The sequence below is a fragment of the Aliirhizobium smilacinae genome, from assembly GCF_006335145.1.
Classification (GTDB): Bacteria; Pseudomonadota; Alphaproteobacteria; order Rhizobiales; family Rhizobiaceae; genus Neorhizobium; species Neorhizobium smilacinae.
Map to the genome: position 1 here is coordinate 374,545 of NZ_VDMN01000005.1, position 18,587 is coordinate 393,131.

An 18,587-nucleotide genomic window follows, 5' to 3' on the forward strand; every position below is an offset into this window, starting at 1 on the left:
GTTGCGCCCACGCAAGACCACAAGCGATATTTGAGCGATCTGGAAGCCTTTCGGATGTGCAGACGTCTGACGCTGCAGTCAAACAGTGCCAGAGCAGGAAACATCAGGCCGGTCGGCTACCGACCTGCCGGGGCCGAAGAACTGCTGTTAGCGGAAACGGTCAAACAGTGGAACGGCACCTATCTCTGGGCGCCCGCGTCGGCAAGTACCGATACGGTTACTCGTTTCGGCGACGAGATGCGCGCCGTATTCGGCGAAATCCCGGAGGGCGATTGTTCTGATGACGCAGCCACAATCGTACCGGTACAGATCGATGGAAATATCGTCGATCTGAAGCCAAACCTGGGCAAGGATGGGCATCCGCTCGAATTCGAGCACCGTGATCCCGCGGGAAATTTCGTAAAATGGACCGCCGATATTTTCCAATGCGACAAACCCTCGCTTGCCGGAAGCGCCTCCTATTGCGGTATCAACTCGCGGCTGACGCGGCGTGAAAGCGGCCCCGTTGAGTGGCTGTTCTTCTGCCGTAAATCGGGGCCTGGTGGAGAAGTGCAGCCTACTCCCTACTGGCAGCGTTCCAATCCCAAATTCGCGCTGTTCGGAGTGATCGGCTACAACCGCCTTACGGGCGAGATCGCTTTTTTCGACGGCAGGAAGGATCGCGGTGAGTTCGACTGGTCGACCCGTTTTGCTCCACCCGGGGGCCGCTCCTATGCGGATCATGAGGGCCGCACGGCCGCCGAGGCGCTTTATGATCCAACGTTTCAGATAGAATGCTCTGCCTGCCACGATAACAAAGGGCCTTACGTCATTACGCCTAGTATCCAGCAGGCGCGTGTCGGATTCGCCGGCACGCACGATTTGACGAAGGCTGCCTTCAGCCTCGGCACCCTGCTTCCTTCATTGCCGCGAAATCGCTCGACGCCGTTTCGAGTGATTGGATCGGGCTATACCGCCACCCACCGCGTCGCGCTTAGCCGCGCCATGACCATCCGGGACCCGACAGGCAATTGTACCGGCTGCCACACGCTGACGACACAGGTGACTGGTCAGCGCTTTGCCGCCGATGCGGTGGGGCTGGCGCCCAGCATCCAACAGCCGGACAGATCGCAATATCTGCAACTGCTGGCAGAACAGCGCAAATTGCGCGAAATCGACACGCATCGCACCCAATGGGCAAGCCGGTCGGGCGAGGGGCGAATCCATCCCTGGATGGTGCCGATCGAGGGGAACGACCTTGCGGGCTTTGCTTCGGAAATCAGCTCTTCAGACTGGGAGATCCTCAGCAATTGCCTTTGGAACGCCGGCGGAGCGGAATGTGACTACCGACCTTTGTACACCTCTTGCCCAAAGCCCGGTGCGGCAGACGGCGATACGTCCGAGCCTTCCGGCCTCACCGCCCGGGTGTTGCCCCTCACGGTTGCGGAGGTGAATGGCTATCGCCTGCTCCGGCTGACCTGGAAATATCTCAATGGTTACGGCTCGATACCGCAACGGGACGACGTCCGTTTCGACGTTGCCGTAAAATCCGTGGAGATACCGGCCGCTGGTGGCACGGCTTTGTACGAAAGCTACCCCTCGATTGAGGAGGTTACCGGCAATGGCTTCGTCGATCTTGTCGGCGAAATCGGAACTTCGGGGACGTCGATACTCGTTCGCAACCTGTCCTATCTCGGACATGCGAAGTTTACCGATCCTGTGCCGTCTGCAGATCCGCGACACTTTCAGCTCGATCTGCCCGGAAGGTGCAATCGGCGCTATCTCGTTCGGATCGCGCCAAAACGATATTGTTTCGACCAGCAGGTGCTGGCCTATGGGCCCAAGGACTACCTCACCTATGTCGATGTCCGATGCGGCTGAGCTTGCATTCGGCAGGCGACGGACCTGACGCTTGGCATCGACAAAATTCTGAATATTTCTTATCCTTCATGTAGCCTGCTGAAATTGGTGCGCATGCCGAAGCGCCCGATCTTCGTCGCCCTGTGAGGGAGCTGCGATGAGTAACATCGACAAATGGCTGATCGACATAGGACTTGCGCATCTCGCGCAGACCTTTGCTCGCGCCGAGATCGATTTCGAGGGACTGAAACTCGTCACAGATCAGGACCTTCGGGAGATGCAGATCCCGGTCGGACCGAGGCGAAAGTTAATTGCTGCGCTTACGGCGATGAGCCACCCGCCGGCAGCCGCGCTTAAAGATGGACAACGCGAGCGCCGCCAACTGACGATATTGTTCTGCGATATGGTGGATTCCACCCGCTATGCTGCCCAGCTAGACCCGGAGGACTTCAGCGAGCTCACTCAAAACTACCTTGCTCGATGCGGCACGATTGCGAGATCTCACGGAGGGTTTGTCGCAAACTACGTTGGCGACGCGCTCCAGGTTCTGTTCGGCTATCCACTGGCCGAAGAGGATGATGCAGAGCGTGCGCTTGCCCTGGCGCTGGAGCTCGTAGAGGCGGTTCCCCGGATCGAGACCCCCGATGGCGTCCGGCCGGAGGTCCGGATAGGCATCGCCAGTGGTCTTGTCGTTGTCGGCGATGTTAGGGGAGCGCCGAAAGGAGTGTCTACCGTCGCCTTTGGGCCGGTACCAAACCTTGCGCAGCGACTGCAGGCACTCGCCGATCCGCATACAATTGTCGTCGACCAAAACACTTACGCCTCTGTTCGACGCTCGTTCGGATTTCAAGATCTCGGCGTCATCGACTTGAGGGGCTTTTCCGAACCGACCCATGCCTGGCGTGCCGGCAAGCCTCTGGACGGCGGCACCCGATTTGGCGGAGCCAAGCTTACGCGGTTTGTCGCTCGCAAAAAGGAGATCGAAAAAGTTCTGGAGCTATGGCAGCAAGTTTCTGCCGGTCGCTCCGCCTCATGGCTTGTTCTGACAGGAGAGCCGGGTATCGGAAAGTCGAGGCTCATTTTTGAAGTGGCAAGGAGGCTACCGGCAGCACGAACTTTGACGGCGCAATGTCACGCCGCCCATTCCGACAGCGCCCTTTTTCCCTTCCTTCAGCTGCTGCGTCAGGAGTGCTCTTTCTCAGGCGCACCGCCTGTCGCCGCAAGAGAGAAGCTGAAGACGTTGCTGGCTGCGAACAGCATACCCCTGGCAGATTCCATGCCGATAATGACAAGGCTTCTCGGGATGGATACGTCGGGCTATCTGCCCAGCCCTCTTACAGTGATCGAGCAACAAACCATCGTCCGCAAGACTTTCCTTGATTGGCTGCATCGGCTCGCTCATCAGGAACCTCTCCTGCTGGCGATCGAAGATGCCCAATGGATGGACCCCTCGTCCATCAATCTTCTCGAAGCGCTTTATGAGGAAAATCCGGATTTTCCGGCTCTTGTGCTGATAACGACCCGCGACAAAAGGATGAGACTTGGACAATCGCAAGCCAGCCTTGAAACCATGCCTGTCAAACGGCTCACCAGCAAGCAGGCTAGCTCACTCCTCGATAGCTTCGCATCCGGCGTGAAACTGGTTCCAGGCGTCTATCATTCCGTTCTAGGCAAGGCGGAAGGTGTGCCACTCTATGTTGAAGAACTGGCGCGTTCAGCACTGGATTCTGTGGTCGCCGGCGATGGAGCGAAAGATGGACATGAAATCGGACTGGTCGTTCCGAACAATCTGCAATCCGCATTGCTTGCACGACTGGACAGGCTAGGCGAAGGCAAAAGAATTGCCCAGATCGCTGCTGTGATCGGCCGCGAGTTCGACATTGCGATGCTGGCTGATGTCGCAAATGTACCGGCCGATTTGTTGGCACCGCAACTGGAACGGCTGACAGAGGTTGGCCTGATCGCACATCAGTCGCTGGGGGATCGACCGAGATATGCTTTCGCGCATGTCCTTATTCAGGAGGCCGCGCGAGGAACGTTGCTTCGGGAGATGCGCCGGCAACTCCATGCGAAGGTCGCAGCGTTTATCGAACAAGCGCAATCGGACGTGGCAATCGAGCATCCGGAAATATTGGCGCAGCACACTGCGGAGGCCGGGAATTACGAGCGTGCCGCCGATCAATGGTTGGCGGCTGGTATCAAGGTCGGGCAGACATGGGCGAAAGTCGAGGCGGCGAACATGTTCACCAAGGGGCTGGACTGTCTGCGCAGGCTGCCTCCGTCATCTCACCGTGATGGCAAGGAATTGCGGCTGGAACTTGAGCGTGGTGACGTCTTGTACGCAGCCCGCGGTTACGTTACCCGCGAGGGAAGCGCCGCTTATCGCAATGTCATGAGGCTAAGCGAAACCCTCGGCGATGCCGAAGCCGCCATCCGCGCGCTTGATGGACTTTTCGGCACGGCGTTCAACTCTGCCCGTTTCAACGATGCCGAATGGGCCAGCAATCAGCTTCTGGCGATTGGCCGGAAACAGGACAATATCAAAGCTCTCGTTCTCGGCACGCAGTTTCTGGGCATGTGCGCTTTCGCGCGCGGCCGGCTCCGGCAGGCTAAGGCCTATCTCGATCAGGCGCTGGGATACCGATCGGCTGCCGATGTCGTTGGAAGCGATTATCCCAGCATGTCGATGATCTACCTTTCCTGGACGCTTCAGCTACTCGGCTACGAGGACGACGCGATGAGGCTCTTCCTGGAGGCTGAGGCAGAGGCACGCCGGCAGGCGGACTACCGACTCGCAGCCTGCCTTGGTGATGGCTGCATACTTATGGCCCTGCGGCACGATCTTGAACTGGTGGCGCCGATGGTCGAAGAACTGATTCCTCTGGCAAGCCGTAACGGCTTTCAACTCTGGCAGAATATGGCGGAGTTCTTTGAAGGCTGGATGTTGGTCATGACCAATCGCAGCGCAGCAGGGCTTCAGCAAATGCGACGCATCTGCGACACCATGGGCGAACAAGAAATAGACAAGACATGTTTTCTTGGCATTCTCGCTGAAAGCTATCTCAGCCTGGGATTAGAAGACGAGGCGATGCGAACGATCGAGCAAGCACTCTCTCTGGCCGAGAGAACCGGCGAACGCTATTTCATCGCCGAACTGCTACGACTGAGCGGAGAGCTGCAAGCACGCGCAGTCGCGGGAATACCCGAAGCGAAGGCGGACCTGCGTAGATCGGCAGCAATCGCGCGCCGGCAGGGAGCAAAAACGTGGTTGATCCGAACGAAGCGGGCGCTTTTGGCGTTGGACGGCAATCAGGCTGCAGCATCAGGACATCACGCTGCCAGCTAGGAAGAAGTTGATGTCATTCGACCGAACCAGCTGGCTCGCGAGGAGGCACTGGTGCCTTCAGCGCCGGTTTGCGTTCGTCATCAAACATTCACACGCGCTTCAAGAAACTGTCGCTTGCGATTGCTAGCTCAATCTCATTGCAATTTCACTTGCATTGGAGATGCAGATGTCACGAAAATTTCAGAGCACAGTTGTAGCCAGTATGATCGCCCTCGTCGCCAGCGTTGGGGCCGCCGAGGCTGCAACGACGGTAAAATTCTGGCATAGTTTCAACAAGTCGAGCGGTCAGGCACTGGATAAGATCATCGCCAACTTCGAGGCCGCCAATCCGGGTATCGATGTCGAGGCCGAGTTCATCGGCAATTACAACGATATCATTGCAAAGTTGCAGGCCGCGATTCCGGCCCGTCGCGCGCCGGATGCCGTTATTCTGGAAGTTACTCGCTACGGCCTGTTCGCCAACAACAATATCCTGACGAACCTGACGCCTTATTTCGATGCCGATCCGCTAAAGGCAGATCTCTACGACTATGCGCAGGAAGTCGGTGTGATCGGCGGCAAGAACTATATCGTTCCGTTCAATTCCTCGACACCGGTTCTCTATTTCAACAAGGATATCTTCCAGCGCGCCGGCCTTTCGGCGGATACGCCACTGAAGACATTCGATGAAATCACGGCGGCGGCCAAGACGATAAGCGAGAAACTCGGTTCGGAAGGTATTTCCGGCATCGCTGCTCCCGGACAATTCGCTCGCTGGGGTCTTGTCATGGCAAACGACAGCGAATTGGTCGATCCCAAATCAGGTGAGATCCTTCTCGACAAGCCGAATACGATCGAAGCCTATCAGTGGATGGCATCGCTGGTTCATGAAAACAAGGTCGCCTCGCCGGATGGCGTGACGGAAGAAGACAATGGTCGCGACGCCTTCCTCGCCAAGAAGGTCGGCATCATGTTCAATTCGACCGGCAATTACGGAGAATCCAAAAAGGCGATCGGTGACAATCTCGTCGTCCGCCCAATGCCCTGCAATAAGGCCTGCTCGGTTCCGATCGGCGGCGCGGGTATCGGCATCATGGCGACGTCGCCGAAGGATGTTCAGGACGCAGCCTACAAGTTCGTCAGCTACGCTGCATCGCCCGAGGCCAATGCGATCTGGTTTGCTGCCACTGGTTATCTGCCGATCAACAAGAAAAGCGTAGCACTTCCTGTCGCCAAGGAAGCGCTTGCAACGCAGCCGGGTATCGAGGTTGCGATCGAGTCTCTGCCGAACGCCCATGGGCGTGCACGCTCGACCGTCGTCACCTGGATGCGGACCACCGAGTACAAGATGTGGCAGGCGATGGCGCTCGGCCAGCGGAAGGTCGACGAAACGATGAAGGACTTCGCCGAGCAGACGCGCGCCGAAGAAAAGCGCGTCGGCAACTGATCCTCTCTAAAGGGCACCGGCGGAGACGAGATTTTCTCGCTCTGCCGGTGCGGTTCCAATCATGCTTCGCAAACTTACGCCTTACCTCTTCGTGGCACCGTTGATGATTTCCATCGCGTTGTTCACCTATATTCCGATCCTCGCGAGCCTTAATCTGAGTGTCCGGGAGTGGAATTTTCTCTCTCCCGACATGCCGTTCGTTGGACTTCGCAATTACGAGCAATTGCTGTCCTCTCGCGAATTGTGGAATTCGCTCTGGGTCACGACGCTCTTCGCCGTCCTGTCCGTGCCGCTGCGTCTTGCTTTGGCTCTTCTTATCGCCAGCTATCTGGTTCGCGAGTCTGTGCATTCCCGGCTTCTGCGCGGCGCATTGTTTCTGCCGTCGGTAACGTCGACGGTCTCGATCGCCGTTGTCTTTTCCTGGGTGTTCTCGACGGATTACGGCATGGTCAATGCGATCCTCGGCACGCTTGGCCTCGGCAAGGTGCAATGGCTGCAGGATCCCTATCTCGCACTCTGGGTGCTGATCTTCGTCAATACCTGGAAGCAGATGGGTTATGACATTGTCATCTATATAGCCGGGCTTCAGGCCATCCCGCGGGAACTCTATGATGCAGCTTCCGTCGATGGCGGTCGCCGTTTCCACGTCTTTCGCCGGATCACGATGCCGCTGGTCATGCCAACGACCTATTTCCTTCTGGTCATTTCGGTCATCGAAGCGTTTCAAGTGTTCACGATCGTAAACGTCATGACCCGAGGCGGCCCCGCCGGCGCAACCGATATGCTGGTCAACCTGCTCTACGAGATCGGGTTCGTGCTGTTCGATATCGGACGTGGTTCCGCGCTCGCGGTCATGCTGTTCGTCCTGCTTGTCGCACTGGCGATACTCAAATCCCGCATCATCGGCAGAAAGGTGCATTATGAAGCCTGAGAATCCCTTTCTCGCAGGCCTTGCCCTGATTGCCGGCCTCCTGTTTCTCTCGCCTGTCCTCTATTCGGTCTGGATTTCGTTCCAGACGGCAGATGCCTATTACGCGGGTGAACTTGGATTCACGCTGGACAATTACGGGCGTGCCGTCGGGCAGTATAATTTCGCCCGTTATCTCCTGAACAGCCTGATCGTTTCGGGGCTGGTGACTTTATTCGGTATCACATTCGCCACGATGGCGGCTTTCGCTTTCGCCCGTTATTCGTTCCGGGGAGGTAATCTTCTGTTCGGCGCAACGGTGGCAACGCTGATGATCCCGAGCCATATCAGCCTGATCCCGAACTATCTTTCGCTGGCAAAAGTGGGACTTCTGGATACATATGCCGGTCTCATCCTGCCAGCGATCTCCAATGGCTTTGCCGCCTTCTTCCTGCGTCAGTATATCCGCGGCATCCCCAAAGCGCTGGATGAGGCGGCCTATATGGATGGGGCAAAGCCGCTGCAGGTACTCTGGCGCATCATTGTGCCGTTGTCGCGCCCTGCGATCGCATCCATGGCGCTTTATATCTTCATGACGGAATGGAACAGCTACATCTGGCCGCTCGTCGCGGTCGGCGATCAGGATCTCTACACGCTGCAGATTGGATTGGCGCGTCTTTACCGCATCAATCCGGGTGAGGGGCTGGTCGACTGGCCGCTCGTCATGGCCGCATCGACGATCACCATTCTACCGGTTCTTTGCGGCTTCCTCCTGGTCGAGCGCCACCTCGTGCGCGGCATCACCATGGGCGCCGTCAAATAAATCAAGGACATCACAGACATGACACGTATTGCATCCCATCGCGGCGGCACGCTTGAATTTGGTGACAGCACGCTGCAGGGCTTTACCGCGACCGTAAAAATGATGCTTGAGGAGGTGGAATTCGACGTCCATCCGACCGCGGATGGTGCCATCGTCGTCCATCACGATCCGACGCTCGACGCCACGACCGATATGAGCGGCGCAATCGCGCATATGGCTCTCTCCGAGGTAAAGAAGGCCACGATCCGTTACGGCGCGGGTGCCAATCCTCTTACACTCGAAGAGCTATGCTTGATCTTTGCAAAGAGCAGGGTCGGTTTCCGCTGCGAGATCAAGCCGGGCGCTGATGGCATCCCTTATCCTGATTTCGTACCCAAGGTCGTCTCGATGCTGCAGCAATATGGGATGCTGGACCGCACCACCTTTTCGTCGTTTCTGGTACGATCCATGGATGACATCGCGGCGGCTACCAATCGTCCGCGGCTATGGTTGGTCAGCCCACCCGTCCTGCGCCAATTGGGGCCTGAAACGGTGATCGAGGTAGCAAAGGCTCACGGCATTGCAGAAGTTGGGGTTCACATCGACACTGCGGATGCAGAGCTGCAGGCAATATTCGTTTCCGCAGGCATCGAGTTCGGCTGCTGGGCTGCTCACACGAGCGAGCAGATCAAGCGGGCTCTCGATCTCGGCGTTAAGGTCTTCACGACAGACCGGCCGACACTGGCGATCTCCGTCCGCAACAGCCATCACGAGAGGAACCCGGCATGAGCGGGATTTCGCTTCAGGATATCCGAAAGTCTTATCCGAACGGGCCGCGCATTCTTCATGGTGTGTCGCTTGATATTGAGCCGGGTGAGTTCGTGGTCATCGTCGGCCCATCCGGTTGCGGCAAGTCCACATTGTTGCGGATGATCGCCGGTCTGGATCGCTGCGAAGAAGGCCGGATCGAAATCGGTGGGCGACTTGCCAACGACCTTGCTCCGCAAGACCGCGATATCGCGATGATCTTCCAGAACTATGCGCTTTATCCGCACATGACGGTGCGCGAAAACATAGCCTTCGGACTTGAACTGCGCGGCATGCGCAAAGCTGAGCGTGAGCAGCGGGCCCTGGATGTTGCAAAGACGCTGCAGCTTGAGTCTTACCTTGACCGCAAACCCGCGGCGCTTTCGGGTGGTCAGCGCCAGCGCGTTGCCATGGGCCGTGCAATGGCTCGAAACGCATCCATCTTCCTGATGGATGAACCCTTGTCCAATCTGGACAACGCCTTGCGCATCTCCATGCGGACAGAGATCAAGGAATTGCATCGGCAGTTAGGAGCGACGATCGTCTACGTCACACATGACCAGACCGAAGCGATGTCGCTGGCCGATAAGGTGGCCGTTATGAAGGGCGGACATGTCCTGCAATTCGACCGGCCGGACATGATCTATGACCGGCCATGCAATCAATTCGTCGCGGGCTTTCTCGGTAGTCCCCCGATCAATTTTGTGGCCGCCGAAGCGCTCCCCGGCCTGCAGGGTAAGAAGCTATCTTTGCAAGAACTGACTGTCGGGCTGCGTCCTGAAATTCTCACTGTCCATGGGGAGAATCCGGGAGGTAACGCATTGCCCGCTCGTCTCCTGTTGTCGGAAATGACCGGTTCGGAGATGTTGCTTCATTGTGAAAGTCCGGCGGGACGATTGACAGTCACGACCGCTCGACGCGATCTTCCCACCGACACAAGCAGCTTGTGGATCTCCTACGATCTTGATCGGGCTCTGTTTTTTGATAGCCAAAGCGGCGATCGGATGGATATCGTTCTGGATGGTGGGGAAGCCGCTGCAAACTGAGGGTTGACGACGAGATGAACACGCCAGGTTCTCCACTTGCGCTAAGCGACCTGATCAGCCGTCACTCGACGCGGCTGACGGACGCAGATACGCGTCTGCTGGACGTTTTGATCCAAGACCCTATCCGGGCTGCGCTGGAAAATGGAAAAGATGTTTCCTTCCGTGCCGGTGTTCATCCCGCGTCTGCCGTGCGGCTTGCACGGCGGCTGGGCTTCAAAGGATACCCGGAATTTCGCAGTTTTCTGCAATCCAGCCTCACCGAAGGCGGCAATGATTTCGAAAGTCCCGCGGCCCGTATGGCCGCTCGGCTGGTGAAAGCCGAAAGCGACGGGTTGCTGGCATCCGTGCTCGATAGCGAGATTTCGGCGCTCCAGCAGACCCGCAACAGCGTTTCCGACGCGGATATCCGCGCCTTTTCGGAGCGTCTGCGAGACTGCCGGAAGATTTTCGTGTTTGGGCGCGGCCATTTCGCCTCACTTTGCAGTTTGATTACGCTGCGCCTTAACCGCTCCGGATATGAAGCCGTCGATCTTGGCAGTCAGGTGCATCAACTCCCCGAACTGCTTTCCACGCTCTCTTCCGGTGACGTTGTCTGGCTTCTCGCTTTTCGCAGAGCACCTCCACTGCTTCACGAAGTGCGTGGCGTCGCGGCAAGATGTGGGGCAACGACCCTTGCGATCACCGATGTCGGCGGGACGCGCATTGATCCGGTTCCGGATCACCAGATTCTTGTGTCGCGCGGCGAGCCGGGCGAGTCTCAATCTCTTGTCGTGCCGATGACAATCGCCAATGCTATCATACTCGATCTCGCATCGATTGATGAAGGTCGGTCGATAAAAGCGCTCAACGAATTTCGATCATTCCGGGCGTCGTCGGGTCTGACGATGAGCTGAAGCTGGCCGCCGAGCAATAGGTGGGGCCAGCCACACGACGAGTTTATGGGTGTCGGAGGTCGTTCAATCCGCGATGGGCAGAGATCGCTTTCCGCATCGCTGGAACCGTATCATTCCCTTCGCGGAACAGGTTGATGACGATCGCCGCTGCCAATTCGGCCTCAGGACTTTGTCTTTCGACATTAGCCTCATCAATCCACTCGCCGAGCGCTGTTTCAACAATTGCGAGTTCGGTCGGGCCGAACGTCTTTTCTAGAAATGTTTTCATGCGATGCATCTTGTCCCAATCGCGCCGGATGTGGGGTGGTAAGGCAGGTTCGTCAAGATTGCGCATCGGCCTCTTTCTCGTTGAACGTCTGGATTAAACAAGCATATCTGCAATCAAGACGCAGGCCTCCGAGGCGTTTTGATCCGAAATCCCCTACGTGGATTGGCTTTCGATCCTATCGAGGTCTGTCGTTTTCGGCTGTCCGATAATCGGGGAACCCAGATGCGTCAGAGCGTCTTAGTCGGCCATTCGCCCGGCGGCAAAGATCACCGAAACCAAACCTGCTGCCAAAGCGGCCGCGATGAGGCAATTGGGTATGCCGGTGTCGAGACTGCGCAAAACCAGGCTCAGAACGATTAGCGTTGCACCGACCGTCATCGTCCGGTTGCCGGCTAATTTCATAATGTCTTTCATGTAGCTCTCTGGGGAACGAATTTATCGAACGCGCATGACGCCGACGATCAAGCTTTTGCGAGATCTTTCGTCAGGCCGCGATCGGTCTTTGAGATCTGATATGGTCGCTGATCGCGGCCCTCAGTTCCCCAACCGTGGAAAAACGCCGATCGTCGAGATCGATGACGTGAAACTTCACAGCAATAAAACGCAGCTTTCCGCTATCCGGAATGGCTATGCCGACTGGCAATCCGCCATGCTCAATGACCTGCTTCTGCATGTCCAATACTCCAATCTCGCAATCTATGTTCAATGTTGTCGGCCGTGAGGGGCGCAATACACATCTGCATTCGGGAGTGGAGGTGGCATCGGAATACGGACGATTCCACAAACTGGCTGGTCTTGCCTTGGCCTGCATTGCTGAAGCTTTTCATGTCCGACTTCCATTCATTCTTTGTTCGTCGCCATAATTTATCCGAGCATGCCTCGTGCCACGAGGCAAATTAATCTATCTTTCTAATAGATTTTGGATGCGCTTTCGCCGACGCAACGTCACCGGCTGTCTATCTTCTCATTGCGTTAGAAAGGCAGTGAGGTCGGTCATGATCCAGACGCTTATCATTCCGGGGTTGAACGGTTCTTCCGACGAACATTGGCAGCGGCACTGGACGCGCGAGAATGTACAATCGTCGGTCGTCGAACAGGAAAACTGGACATGTCCGGTTTTGGCGCATTGGCAGGCGAAGCTTGATGAGGCGCTGTCGAATACCGACGGCGCCTTTCTCGTTGCGCACAGCCTTGGATGTCTTCTGGCCGCAAGTTATGCCAACCGTCATCAGGCAGGCCTTATCCGCGGGGCGCTTCTGGTCGCTCCCTGTTCACTGGAAACAACTTTGAAGATGCATCCCTGTATGATTGATTTCGGCATTGAACCCCTGGAGCGCCTTCCGTTTCCAAGCCTCGTCGTCGGCAGCCTCAATGACCCTTACATGAGCGTCCCACAGCTGGAACGTCATGTGAAAGCCTGGGGCAGCGAGCTGTCGACCATCGGCTTTGCCGGCCATATCAATGTCGCAAGCGGCTTCGGACATTGGGCCCAAGGATATGACTTTTTTGAACACTTGGTGCGACGTTCGATGTTTTCGCAGAGATGGACATCCACTGCTGTGTCGCACGGCGCTATGATTCGATCATCCAGCTTCTAAGCCACCGCTTCAATCGCAGGCCGCCTTCGTAGCCTTATCGACGGAATGACCAATCAGAACTGACCATTCGGTCTTGGAAGCCGGCCGTTGAGATGAAAATCACCAATGGCGTGATATTTCCAGCGCACCGGATCATGAACGGTGTGCGTGCGCGCATTACGCCAGTGGCGATCAAGGTTCAGGCTTTCGTCCGTTGCCGACGTTCCGGCGAGCTCGAAAAGTGCGTTGGTTGCATCAAGCGCGGCCTCCGTCGTCAGGATTTTCGCGGCCGCCACGGAAAGCGATGCGTCCGACGCCGCAGCTGCTGATGGTGATATCTGGGCGATGTCGACCTTTCGCCCCGCGCGTTCGATGACGGCGGCCGCTGCCTCGATCTTAACGGCGATCGATCCGGTTTTGGCCATCGCCAGGGGGTCGGCGCTTGCGATCTCGATATCAATATTGCGATTGCCGCGCGATTTCGTTTTGACGAAATCGATCATATCCGCAAAAGCCGCGCGGGCTATCCCGAGATCGACGGCAGCGTGGAGCAATTGACCCAGCGAGCCAAGTGTCGTCGGCTGTTCGAAAGCCCTGTAATGAGCGATCACGGAATCTGCCGATACGTAGATGTTGTCGATGATCACTGTGCCGCTTGCTGTGGTCCGCTGACCAAAACCTGCCCAGTCATCGGTGATCATCAGGCCATCCGTATCGCGCGGTACAATCGCCATCACGATGCGGTCTTGCTCATCTTGCGCGAAGACGGCAATCCAGTCGGCGAACAGTGCGCCGGTTGAGTAATATTTCTGCCCTGAAATGCGATAGCCCGGGCCATCCGGCACAAGACGGGTACTGATCATGCCTGCTGCCTCGCCATTTTTTTCGGCAAGCGCGTTGGCAAAATGATCGCCTGCCAATGCGCGGGTGAAGAAATACCGTTTCTGCTCCTCGGTCCCGGCGAGGCGGAGGACCTCTAGTATATAGAAATGGTTCTGCGGAATCTGGCCGACGGAGCTATCGGCTTCAGACAATATCGCCAGCACCTCGGCGAGGAACGGATTGGAAATGTCGGCACCACCATATTCCGATGGGACGGTGACACCCAGAATGCCGGATTGGGCGGTAAGCTCCATCTCGTGATGCGGCAGGATACGCTGTCGGTCCCGAAGACTGGATCCGGTGCGAATCTCGCCAGCCAAAGCCTTGGCAGCCTCGATCGCCTCGTCTTCCGTTCTGATGTAAGGGGAAACAGCCCTGAGCTTTCCTGCCAACTTGATGACCTTGCTCATCGTAACCTCCTGTACAGAGGTGGCATTGAGCCACGGTCTCAGTCAGGATAGAAGGAATAAACCTTCAAATAGCGCCGCGAGCGGAGGGTATTTTTCTTTTTGAGGCATTGCCGGGTAACGAACTGCAATTTGCCGGCCAGCCGGGTAAAGTGACGATCAAGCGGCTGCAATTTCGACCGGCAATTTTACTCCGTGACCTGATTGCGCAGTTTACCTTCATCAAGCAATAGCCTGACCGTCCTTGCAGCGTTTCGACGCATTTCGACGGCGGCATGATCGGAATAGAAGGCATTGTGCGGCGTGATTACCAGCCGGCCGGCAAGCCAATGCTCACGGTTACGCCACGCGGTCAGTAGAGGATGATCACCGGGCGGCTCCTTCAGTAGCGTGTCGATGGCGGCTGCCGCAATCTGCCCGCTACGAAGCGCGGCTTCGAGCGCATCGAGATCCTCGATCAATTCTCCTCGAGCAGTGTTGACGACAATCGCTCCGCGCTTCAATCGGGCGAGACCTCCAACGTCCAGAAGACCGCGTGTCTGGGCATTCGCCGGGCAATGAAGGGTCACAATATCTGATTGGGCGAAAAGCTCCTCCAGTCGCTCCGGCCGTTCATAGCCGATGGCTTTCTCATGTCCCGGCGGCTGGCCAGGATCGTAACCAAGGATACGAAAACCGAAAGGTTTCAGCCTGTTTATCACTGCCGTCCCGATCCTGCCGACACCAACGACGCCAACCGTGGCCCGGTTCGAGCGTGGAAGCGGCTTGAGGCTGTGGATCTGCCATCCGGAACTGTATCCGCGAGCACGCGCATCATGTTCCCAGAGGCGTCGATGTAGGGAAAGGATCATTGCGATCGCATGATCCGCGACCTCTTCCGTGCCATAATCGGGATTGTTGGCGAATGGGATGCCGGCGGCATCAAGGGCAGCAAGATCGATCTTCTCGTAACCGACGCCATAACGCACCACGCCCTTGCAACGGGCCAGATGGCGGATGCTTTGTTCTCCCAGCCGCGCGCCCCAGACCATCAGGGCATCGAGCCTCGTCAAGCGATCGGGTGCAAACGATGTCTCGTCCGCGCTGGCGAAGAAGTCGATCTCCACGTCATCGCCGAGCACCTCGGCTTCCAGATCGGGCATGCCGATCATGTGGTCGGTAATTCCGACCACATATTTCTTCGCTGTCATTCTTTCCTATCCCTGCCGTCTATTCCGCGGCGATTGCGGCCGAGAGCGAACGGGCAGTGATAAGCAGTGAAGCTTCCGCAAGCGCCTGGTTTACACGACCGAGGATGGCGGGCGATGGCGCGCCGTCGGTGAAGTCGCGGCCCGAGGCATAGATTGCGGTGGGCGTCACAAAGGCTTCGAAGAATGCAAAGAGCGGCCGCAATTGGTGCTCGACGACAAGCGAGTGCCGATCCCCACCGCCCGTCGCCGTTAGAACGATCGGTTTGCCTCGCAGATCCGAGGGGTCCAGCAGGTCTATAACGTGCTTGAACAGGCCCGTGTAGCTTCCCTTGTAGGTCGGCGAGCCGATGACGAGTGCCTCGGCTTCGACAATCGTTCTAACTACTTTGCGTGCTGAGGGATCGAGATCTGCCACCGACCTTGCCGTCGCAAGGGACTGCCCGAAATCTTCCACATCGAAGACCACATGCTGCAGGCCGGTTTGCGCCGCCAATGCTTCCGTCACGTTTTCCACGAAACGTCTCGTGCCCGACGGACGGGAGATATTGCCCGAGAAGCCGACAATCAGATTGTTGCTCATTCAAATTCCCTTTCAGAAATGCGTTCACCGGCAATCAGCCGCAAGCGATCATTTTCTTGTTTCTTCAGGCCATCTTGAGAATGGGGACATTGGTTGCATCACCAGACCGATCGACCTTGCTCTTGTTCCATCGATCGAAAGCTGCGCGACCTAGAATGGAGACGGATGTATCTTCCTGCGGGGCATGGACGAGCACGGACTGGATGTCCCGAAAATGTCGTTCAAGGCCCAGATCGGCATTGAGGCCTGGATTGCCAATCCCGCGGACTGCCGTCTCCACGGCATTGCGGATTTGTCGGCCGGCAAGCAGCCTTGCCCGTATAAGCGGCTCCGCATCGCCGGTATTGTGCTCGAGTGCGCCAAAAATGATCTGGCGGGCGCCGGAGACAAGCAGATCGATTTCGCCGGAAAGGGTCACGAACCGTTCGGTGCGGGCGATGGGATGGCCGAGATTGGCCGGCACGCGTTCATGCGCGAATTGGATGAAAGCAGCCTGTGCAGCCTCCGCAGCGCCGAGATAAATGGCGGTCAGTGCGAGATTGATCGCCGCATGGGCGCGGTTATCCTGTTGAGCCACCGACGGATCGACGAGATCGAGAGCGTTTTCTGCCGGGATTTCGACATTCTTATATTCGACGTCATGTGATCCGGTCGCCCGCATCCCGAGACTTTTCCAGTTCTCGATGACCTCGATACCGGGCAGGCCGTTGGCCACGACAAAAGTTCCAACCCGCGACGGTACTTCGTCCGTATGCGCCCAGACGAGGAAATGGGTGAGTCCATGGGCACCCGTCACGAAACGTTTGCGACCGGAAATCGACCAGCCGGCTGCCGTGCGGCACGCGATCGTCGCCGGCAGGCCACCGCGCGCCGGCGAGCCTAACTCAGGCTCCACGCGCGCAGCATTCAGCAGCAGCGGCCGTTGCTTGGCCTCACCCAGCAGACGCCGGTAGAGATCATCTGGCCAATGGCTTTTTGTCGCCTGTCCCAGGTGGTTGAAGATTGTCATGGCGCTGATCAGGGCAACCGACGGGTCACCCCGCCCAAGTGCCGCAAGGATATGAGCGGCATCGCTCAGCGTCGCGCCTTCACCACCATACCGGGTGGCCACGGTGCTTTCCAGCAGGCCGGCCTTATGAACGGCACGGATACCGGCCCAGGGAAACTGACCGGTCTGATCCGCATCGGGTGCGGCGTCTGCGAGGATGCGCGCGGTATCGTCGAGGACGGTTGGATCATGGGACATGCGGTTCGAGGCTTTCCGGATTGCGATAGAGTTTTTCGCTCAAGAGAAAAATAAAAGATGTCGTGGTTCGCATGGAACAGGCGAAGGTCCGGCGCTCTGACCGGACCTTCCGCGCTCACGCAGCAGCTTTTCTCTTGGCTTCTTCCCGTTCACGAATGCCTTCGCGCACAAGCGGAAGGACATAACGCCCGTAATCGACTGCATCGTTGTAATTGTCATAACCGCGGATCGAGATCAGATCGGCGCCGAGATCGATGTAGTCGAGAATGGAGTCCGCGATCGTACGCGGCGAACCCACGAGTGCCGTAGTCGCACCGCTGGCATTGGTGGCCGTGACGGTCGGATACCAGAGGGCGCGGTCATGTACATCGCCGCGTTTGGCGATATCCAGAAGCCGCTGCGATCCGACATTGGCCGGTGGGGCCGCGTTGATCGGAGCACGTGCCAGACCTTTCTGGCGGTTTGCGTTCAGCTGATCGAGGACCTTGTGTGCTTTCTCCCAGGCAAGCTCGTCGGTTTCGGCCACGATCGGCCGGAAGGTTACCCAGATGCGTGGGCGATCCGTCCGACCGGCTTTTGCCGCCTCTGCATAGATACGTTCGATCTGCTGCTTCGTTTCGGCAAGCGGCTCGCCCCACAGCCCGAAAATATCGCAGAGAGAGCCACCGATGCGATAGGCGGCATCGGACGAACCACCGAGCGAGATCGGGATGAGCCCATTGGTCGGGCGCACGGCACTGCGGAACTGCTTGAATTGGTAATATTTCCCGTCGAAATCGAAGGGCTCCTTCGATGTCCAGGCGAGGCGCAGGATACGGATATATTCCTCCTGCCGCTCATAGCGCTCTTCCTTGTTGAGGAAGTCACCTTCACGCGCCTGCTCTTCGTCGCTGCCGCCGGCGATAAAGTGGACGACGACGCGGCCGCCGCTCAGTTGATCAAGCGTTGCCAGGGATTTGGCGGCAACCGTCGGATAGACGGTGTTGGGCCGCAGCGCCACGATGATCTTGATGTGCTTCGTATGCGCGAGCACCGTCGCGCCGAGCGTGAAAGGGTCGAAGGAGGAGGATGAGTAAGGGATCAGCGTATAGTTGAAGCCGTAATCATCCAGGGAACGAGCATAGCGCTCCAGAAAAAGTGGATCCACAGGGGCGTCGGGAATGGGGTTCAGGTCGTTTGACGCATTGGGGAAACTTACACTGATAAATTCCGCGGTCATGTGGGCTCCTTGAGGTTGCCGGCCGATGCGAAGAGGGTAAGCAGCGGCGGATTAATGAGGAAGACAGGTCGTTCTTTTTCTATGCAATATGTAGAAAATATTCACCGCAGCCGGCCGTGAAGTAGGTGGCCTTACCGCGACTGCGGTTGGAT

17 protein-coding genes are annotated in these 18,587 nt (G+C 57.5%); 9 read left to right on the top strand and 8 right to left on the bottom strand.

Annotated elements, in window-relative coordinates; all coding sequences use genetic code 11:
* Positions 1 to 54: 54 nt before the first annotated feature.
* The 8 genes from FHP24_RS21700 (at position 55) to FHP24_RS21735 (ending at position 11,066) form a co-directional block, all read left to right on the top strand.
* Complete coding sequence (locus FHP24_RS21700; protein ID WP_139678313.1) at positions 55 to 1,860, top strand: hypothetical protein; 1,806 nt, start codon at positions 55 to 57, stop codon at positions 1,858 to 1,860.
* Between the two features lie 136 nt (positions 1,861 to 1,996).
* Entirely contained in the window at positions 1,997 to 5,185 is a 3,189-nt protein-coding gene (locus FHP24_RS21705; RefSeq protein WP_139678314.1) for an ATP-binding protein, read from the top strand.
* A gap of 166 nt (positions 5,186 to 5,351) precedes the next feature.
* A complete protein-coding gene (locus tag FHP24_RS21710) occupies positions 5,352 to 6,611 on the top strand; it encodes an ABC transporter substrate-binding protein (protein WP_139678315.1) in 1,260 nt (419 codons plus the stop codon).
* Positions 6,612 to 6,672: 61 nt separating this feature from the next.
* Positions 6,673 to 7,542, top strand: a complete 870-nt coding sequence (locus FHP24_RS21715) for a carbohydrate ABC transporter permease (RefSeq protein ID WP_139678316.1) — start codon at positions 6,673 to 6,675, stop codon at positions 7,540 to 7,542.
* Positions 7,532 to 8,341 (top strand): carbohydrate ABC transporter permease, encoded by an 810-nt coding sequence (locus tag FHP24_RS21720; RefSeq protein WP_139678317.1) that lies wholly within the window; start codon positions 7,532 to 7,534, stop codon positions 8,339 to 8,341. Before FHP24_RS21715 ends, FHP24_RS21720 begins: the two co-directional genes overlap by 11 nt.
* Before the next feature lie 18 nt (positions 8,342 to 8,359).
* On the top strand, positions 8,360 to 9,109 hold the full coding sequence (locus tag FHP24_RS21725; RefSeq protein ID WP_139678318.1) for a glycerophosphodiester phosphodiesterase family protein: 750 nt from the start codon (positions 8,360 to 8,362) through the stop codon (positions 9,107 to 9,109).
* Entirely contained in the window at positions 9,106 to 10,173 is a 1,068-nt protein-coding gene (locus FHP24_RS21730) for an ABC transporter ATP-binding protein (protein ID WP_139678319.1), read from the top strand. The genes FHP24_RS21725 and FHP24_RS21730 overlap by 4 nt, the downstream gene beginning before the upstream one ends.
* Positions 10,174 to 10,187: 14 nt before the next feature.
* Positions 10,188 to 11,066 carry a MurR/RpiR family transcriptional regulator gene (locus FHP24_RS21735; protein ID WP_139678320.1) on the top strand — a complete coding sequence of 293 codons (879 nt, stop codon included), beginning with the start codon at positions 10,188 to 10,190 and terminating at the stop codon, positions 11,064 to 11,066.
* Between the two features lie 43 nt (positions 11,067 to 11,109).
* Here FHP24_RS21735 and FHP24_RS21740 read toward each other — a convergent pair whose 3' ends face one another.
* The 3 genes from FHP24_RS21740 to FHP24_RS21745 form a co-directional block, all read right to left on the bottom strand.
* Positions 11,110 to 11,400 (bottom strand): hypothetical protein, encoded by a 291-nt coding sequence (locus FHP24_RS21740; protein WP_139678321.1) that lies wholly within the window; start codon positions 11,398 to 11,400, stop codon positions 11,110 to 11,112.
* A 171-nt stretch (positions 11,401 to 11,571) separates the two neighbouring features.
* Positions 11,572 to 11,748, bottom strand: a complete 177-nt coding sequence (locus FHP24_RS28805) for a hypothetical protein (protein ID WP_180356079.1) — start codon at positions 11,746 to 11,748, stop codon at positions 11,572 to 11,574.
* 70 nt (positions 11,749 to 11,818) lie between these two features.
* On the bottom strand, positions 11,819 to 12,007 hold the full coding sequence (locus FHP24_RS21745) for a hypothetical protein (RefSeq protein WP_139678322.1): 189 nt from the start codon (positions 12,005 to 12,007) through the stop codon (positions 11,819 to 11,821).
* Positions 12,008 to 12,257: 250 nt separating this feature from the next.
* Between FHP24_RS21745 and FHP24_RS21750 the strand changes: the two genes are divergently transcribed.
* Positions 12,258 to 12,932, top strand: a complete 675-nt coding sequence (locus tag FHP24_RS21750; RefSeq protein ID WP_180356080.1) for an RBBP9/YdeN family alpha/beta hydrolase — start codon at positions 12,258 to 12,260, stop codon at positions 12,930 to 12,932.
* A 53-nt stretch (positions 12,933 to 12,985) separates the two neighbouring features.
* On the opposite strand, the gene FHP24_RS21755 is transcribed toward FHP24_RS21750, so the two are convergent.
* The 5 genes from FHP24_RS21755 to FHP24_RS21775 form a co-directional block, all read right to left on the bottom strand.
* Positions 12,986 to 14,203: an SfnB family sulfur acquisition oxidoreductase gene (locus FHP24_RS21755; RefSeq protein ID WP_139678324.1), complete on the bottom strand. Its 1,218-nt coding sequence runs from the start codon at positions 14,201 to 14,203 to the stop codon at positions 12,986 to 12,988.
* A gap of 185 nt (positions 14,204 to 14,388) precedes the next feature.
* A complete protein-coding gene (locus FHP24_RS21760) occupies positions 14,389 to 15,390 on the bottom strand; it encodes a C-terminal binding protein (protein WP_139678325.1) in 1,002 nt (333 codons plus the stop codon).
* Positions 15,391 to 15,409: 19 nt separating this feature from the next.
* Positions 15,410 to 15,970: an FMN reductase gene (gene msuE / locus FHP24_RS21765; RefSeq protein ID WP_139678326.1), complete on the bottom strand. Its 561-nt coding sequence runs from the start codon at positions 15,968 to 15,970 to the stop codon at positions 15,410 to 15,412.
* A 64-nt stretch (positions 15,971 to 16,034) separates the two neighbouring features.
* The gene (locus tag FHP24_RS21770; RefSeq protein ID WP_139678327.1) at positions 16,035 to 17,216 is read right to left on the bottom strand and encodes an acyl-CoA dehydrogenase family protein; all 1,182 of its coding nucleotides are present in this window, start codon (positions 17,214 to 17,216) and stop codon (positions 16,035 to 16,037) included.
* A gap of 115 nt (positions 17,217 to 17,331) precedes the next feature.
* Positions 17,332 to 18,435: an LLM class flavin-dependent oxidoreductase gene (locus FHP24_RS21775; RefSeq protein WP_139678328.1), complete on the bottom strand. Its 1,104-nt coding sequence runs from the start codon at positions 18,433 to 18,435 to the stop codon at positions 17,332 to 17,334.
* Positions 18,436 to 18,587 lie beyond the last annotated feature (152 nt).

What these genes read in the sequence shown, in the direction of transcription:
- FHP24_RS28805 (WP_180356079.1), bottom strand. Translation starts at nt 11,748, where the DNA reads ATGAAAGACATTATGAAATTAGCCGGCAACCGGACGATGACGGTCGGT.
- FHP24_RS21715 (WP_139678316.1), top strand. Translation starts at nt 6,673, where the DNA reads ATGCTTCGCAAACTTACGCCTTACCTCTTCGTGGCACCGTTGATGATT.
- FHP24_RS21710 (WP_139678315.1), top strand. Translation starts at nt 5,352, where the DNA reads ATGTCACGAAAATTTCAGAGCACAGTTGTAGCCAGTATGATCGCCCTC.
- FHP24_RS21705 (WP_139678314.1), top strand. Translation starts at nt 1,997, where the DNA reads ATGAGTAACATCGACAAATGGCTGATCGACATAGGACTTGCGCATCTC.
- FHP24_RS21760 (WP_139678325.1), bottom strand. Translation starts at nt 15,390, where the DNA reads ATGACAGCGAAGAAATATGTGGTCGGAATTACCGACCACATGATCGGC.
- FHP24_RS21745 (WP_139678322.1), bottom strand. Translation starts at nt 12,007, where the DNA reads ATGCAGAAGCAGGTCATTGAGCATGGCGGATTGCCAGTCGGCATAGCC.
- FHP24_RS21750 (WP_180356080.1), top strand. Translation starts at nt 12,258, where the DNA reads ATGCGCTTTCGCCGACGCAACGTCACCGGCTGTCTATCTTCTCATTGC.
- msuE (WP_139678326.1), bottom strand. Translation starts at nt 15,970, where the DNA reads ATGAGCAACAATCTGATTGTCGGCTTCTCGGGCAATATCTCCCGTCCG.
- FHP24_RS21755 (WP_139678324.1), bottom strand. Translation starts at nt 14,203, where the DNA reads ATGAGCAAGGTCATCAAGTTGGCAGGAAAGCTCAGGGCTGTTTCCCCT.
- FHP24_RS21725 (WP_139678318.1), top strand. Translation starts at nt 8,360, where the DNA reads ATGACACGTATTGCATCCCATCGCGGCGGCACGCTTGAATTTGGTGAC.
- FHP24_RS21740 (WP_139678321.1), bottom strand. Translation starts at nt 11,400, where the DNA reads ATGCGCAATCTTGACGAACCTGCCTTACCACCCCACATCCGGCGCGAT.
- FHP24_RS21775 (WP_139678328.1), bottom strand. Translation starts at nt 18,435, where the DNA reads ATGACCGCGGAATTTATCAGTGTAAGTTTCCCCAATGCGTCAAACGAC.
- FHP24_RS21735 (WP_139678320.1), top strand. Translation starts at nt 10,188, where the DNA reads ATGAACACGCCAGGTTCTCCACTTGCGCTAAGCGACCTGATCAGCCGT.
- FHP24_RS21770 (WP_139678327.1), bottom strand. Translation starts at nt 17,216, where the DNA reads ATGTCCCATGATCCAACCGTCCTCGACGATACCGCGCGCATCCTCGCA.
- FHP24_RS21730 (WP_139678319.1), top strand. Translation starts at nt 9,106, where the DNA reads ATGAGCGGGATTTCGCTTCAGGATATCCGAAAGTCTTATCCGAACGGG.
- FHP24_RS21700 (WP_139678313.1), top strand. Translation starts at nt 55, where the DNA reads ATGTGCAGACGTCTGACGCTGCAGTCAAACAGTGCCAGAGCAGGAAAC.
- FHP24_RS21720 (WP_139678317.1), top strand. Translation starts at nt 7,532, where the DNA reads ATGAAGCCTGAGAATCCCTTTCTCGCAGGCCTTGCCCTGATTGCCGGC.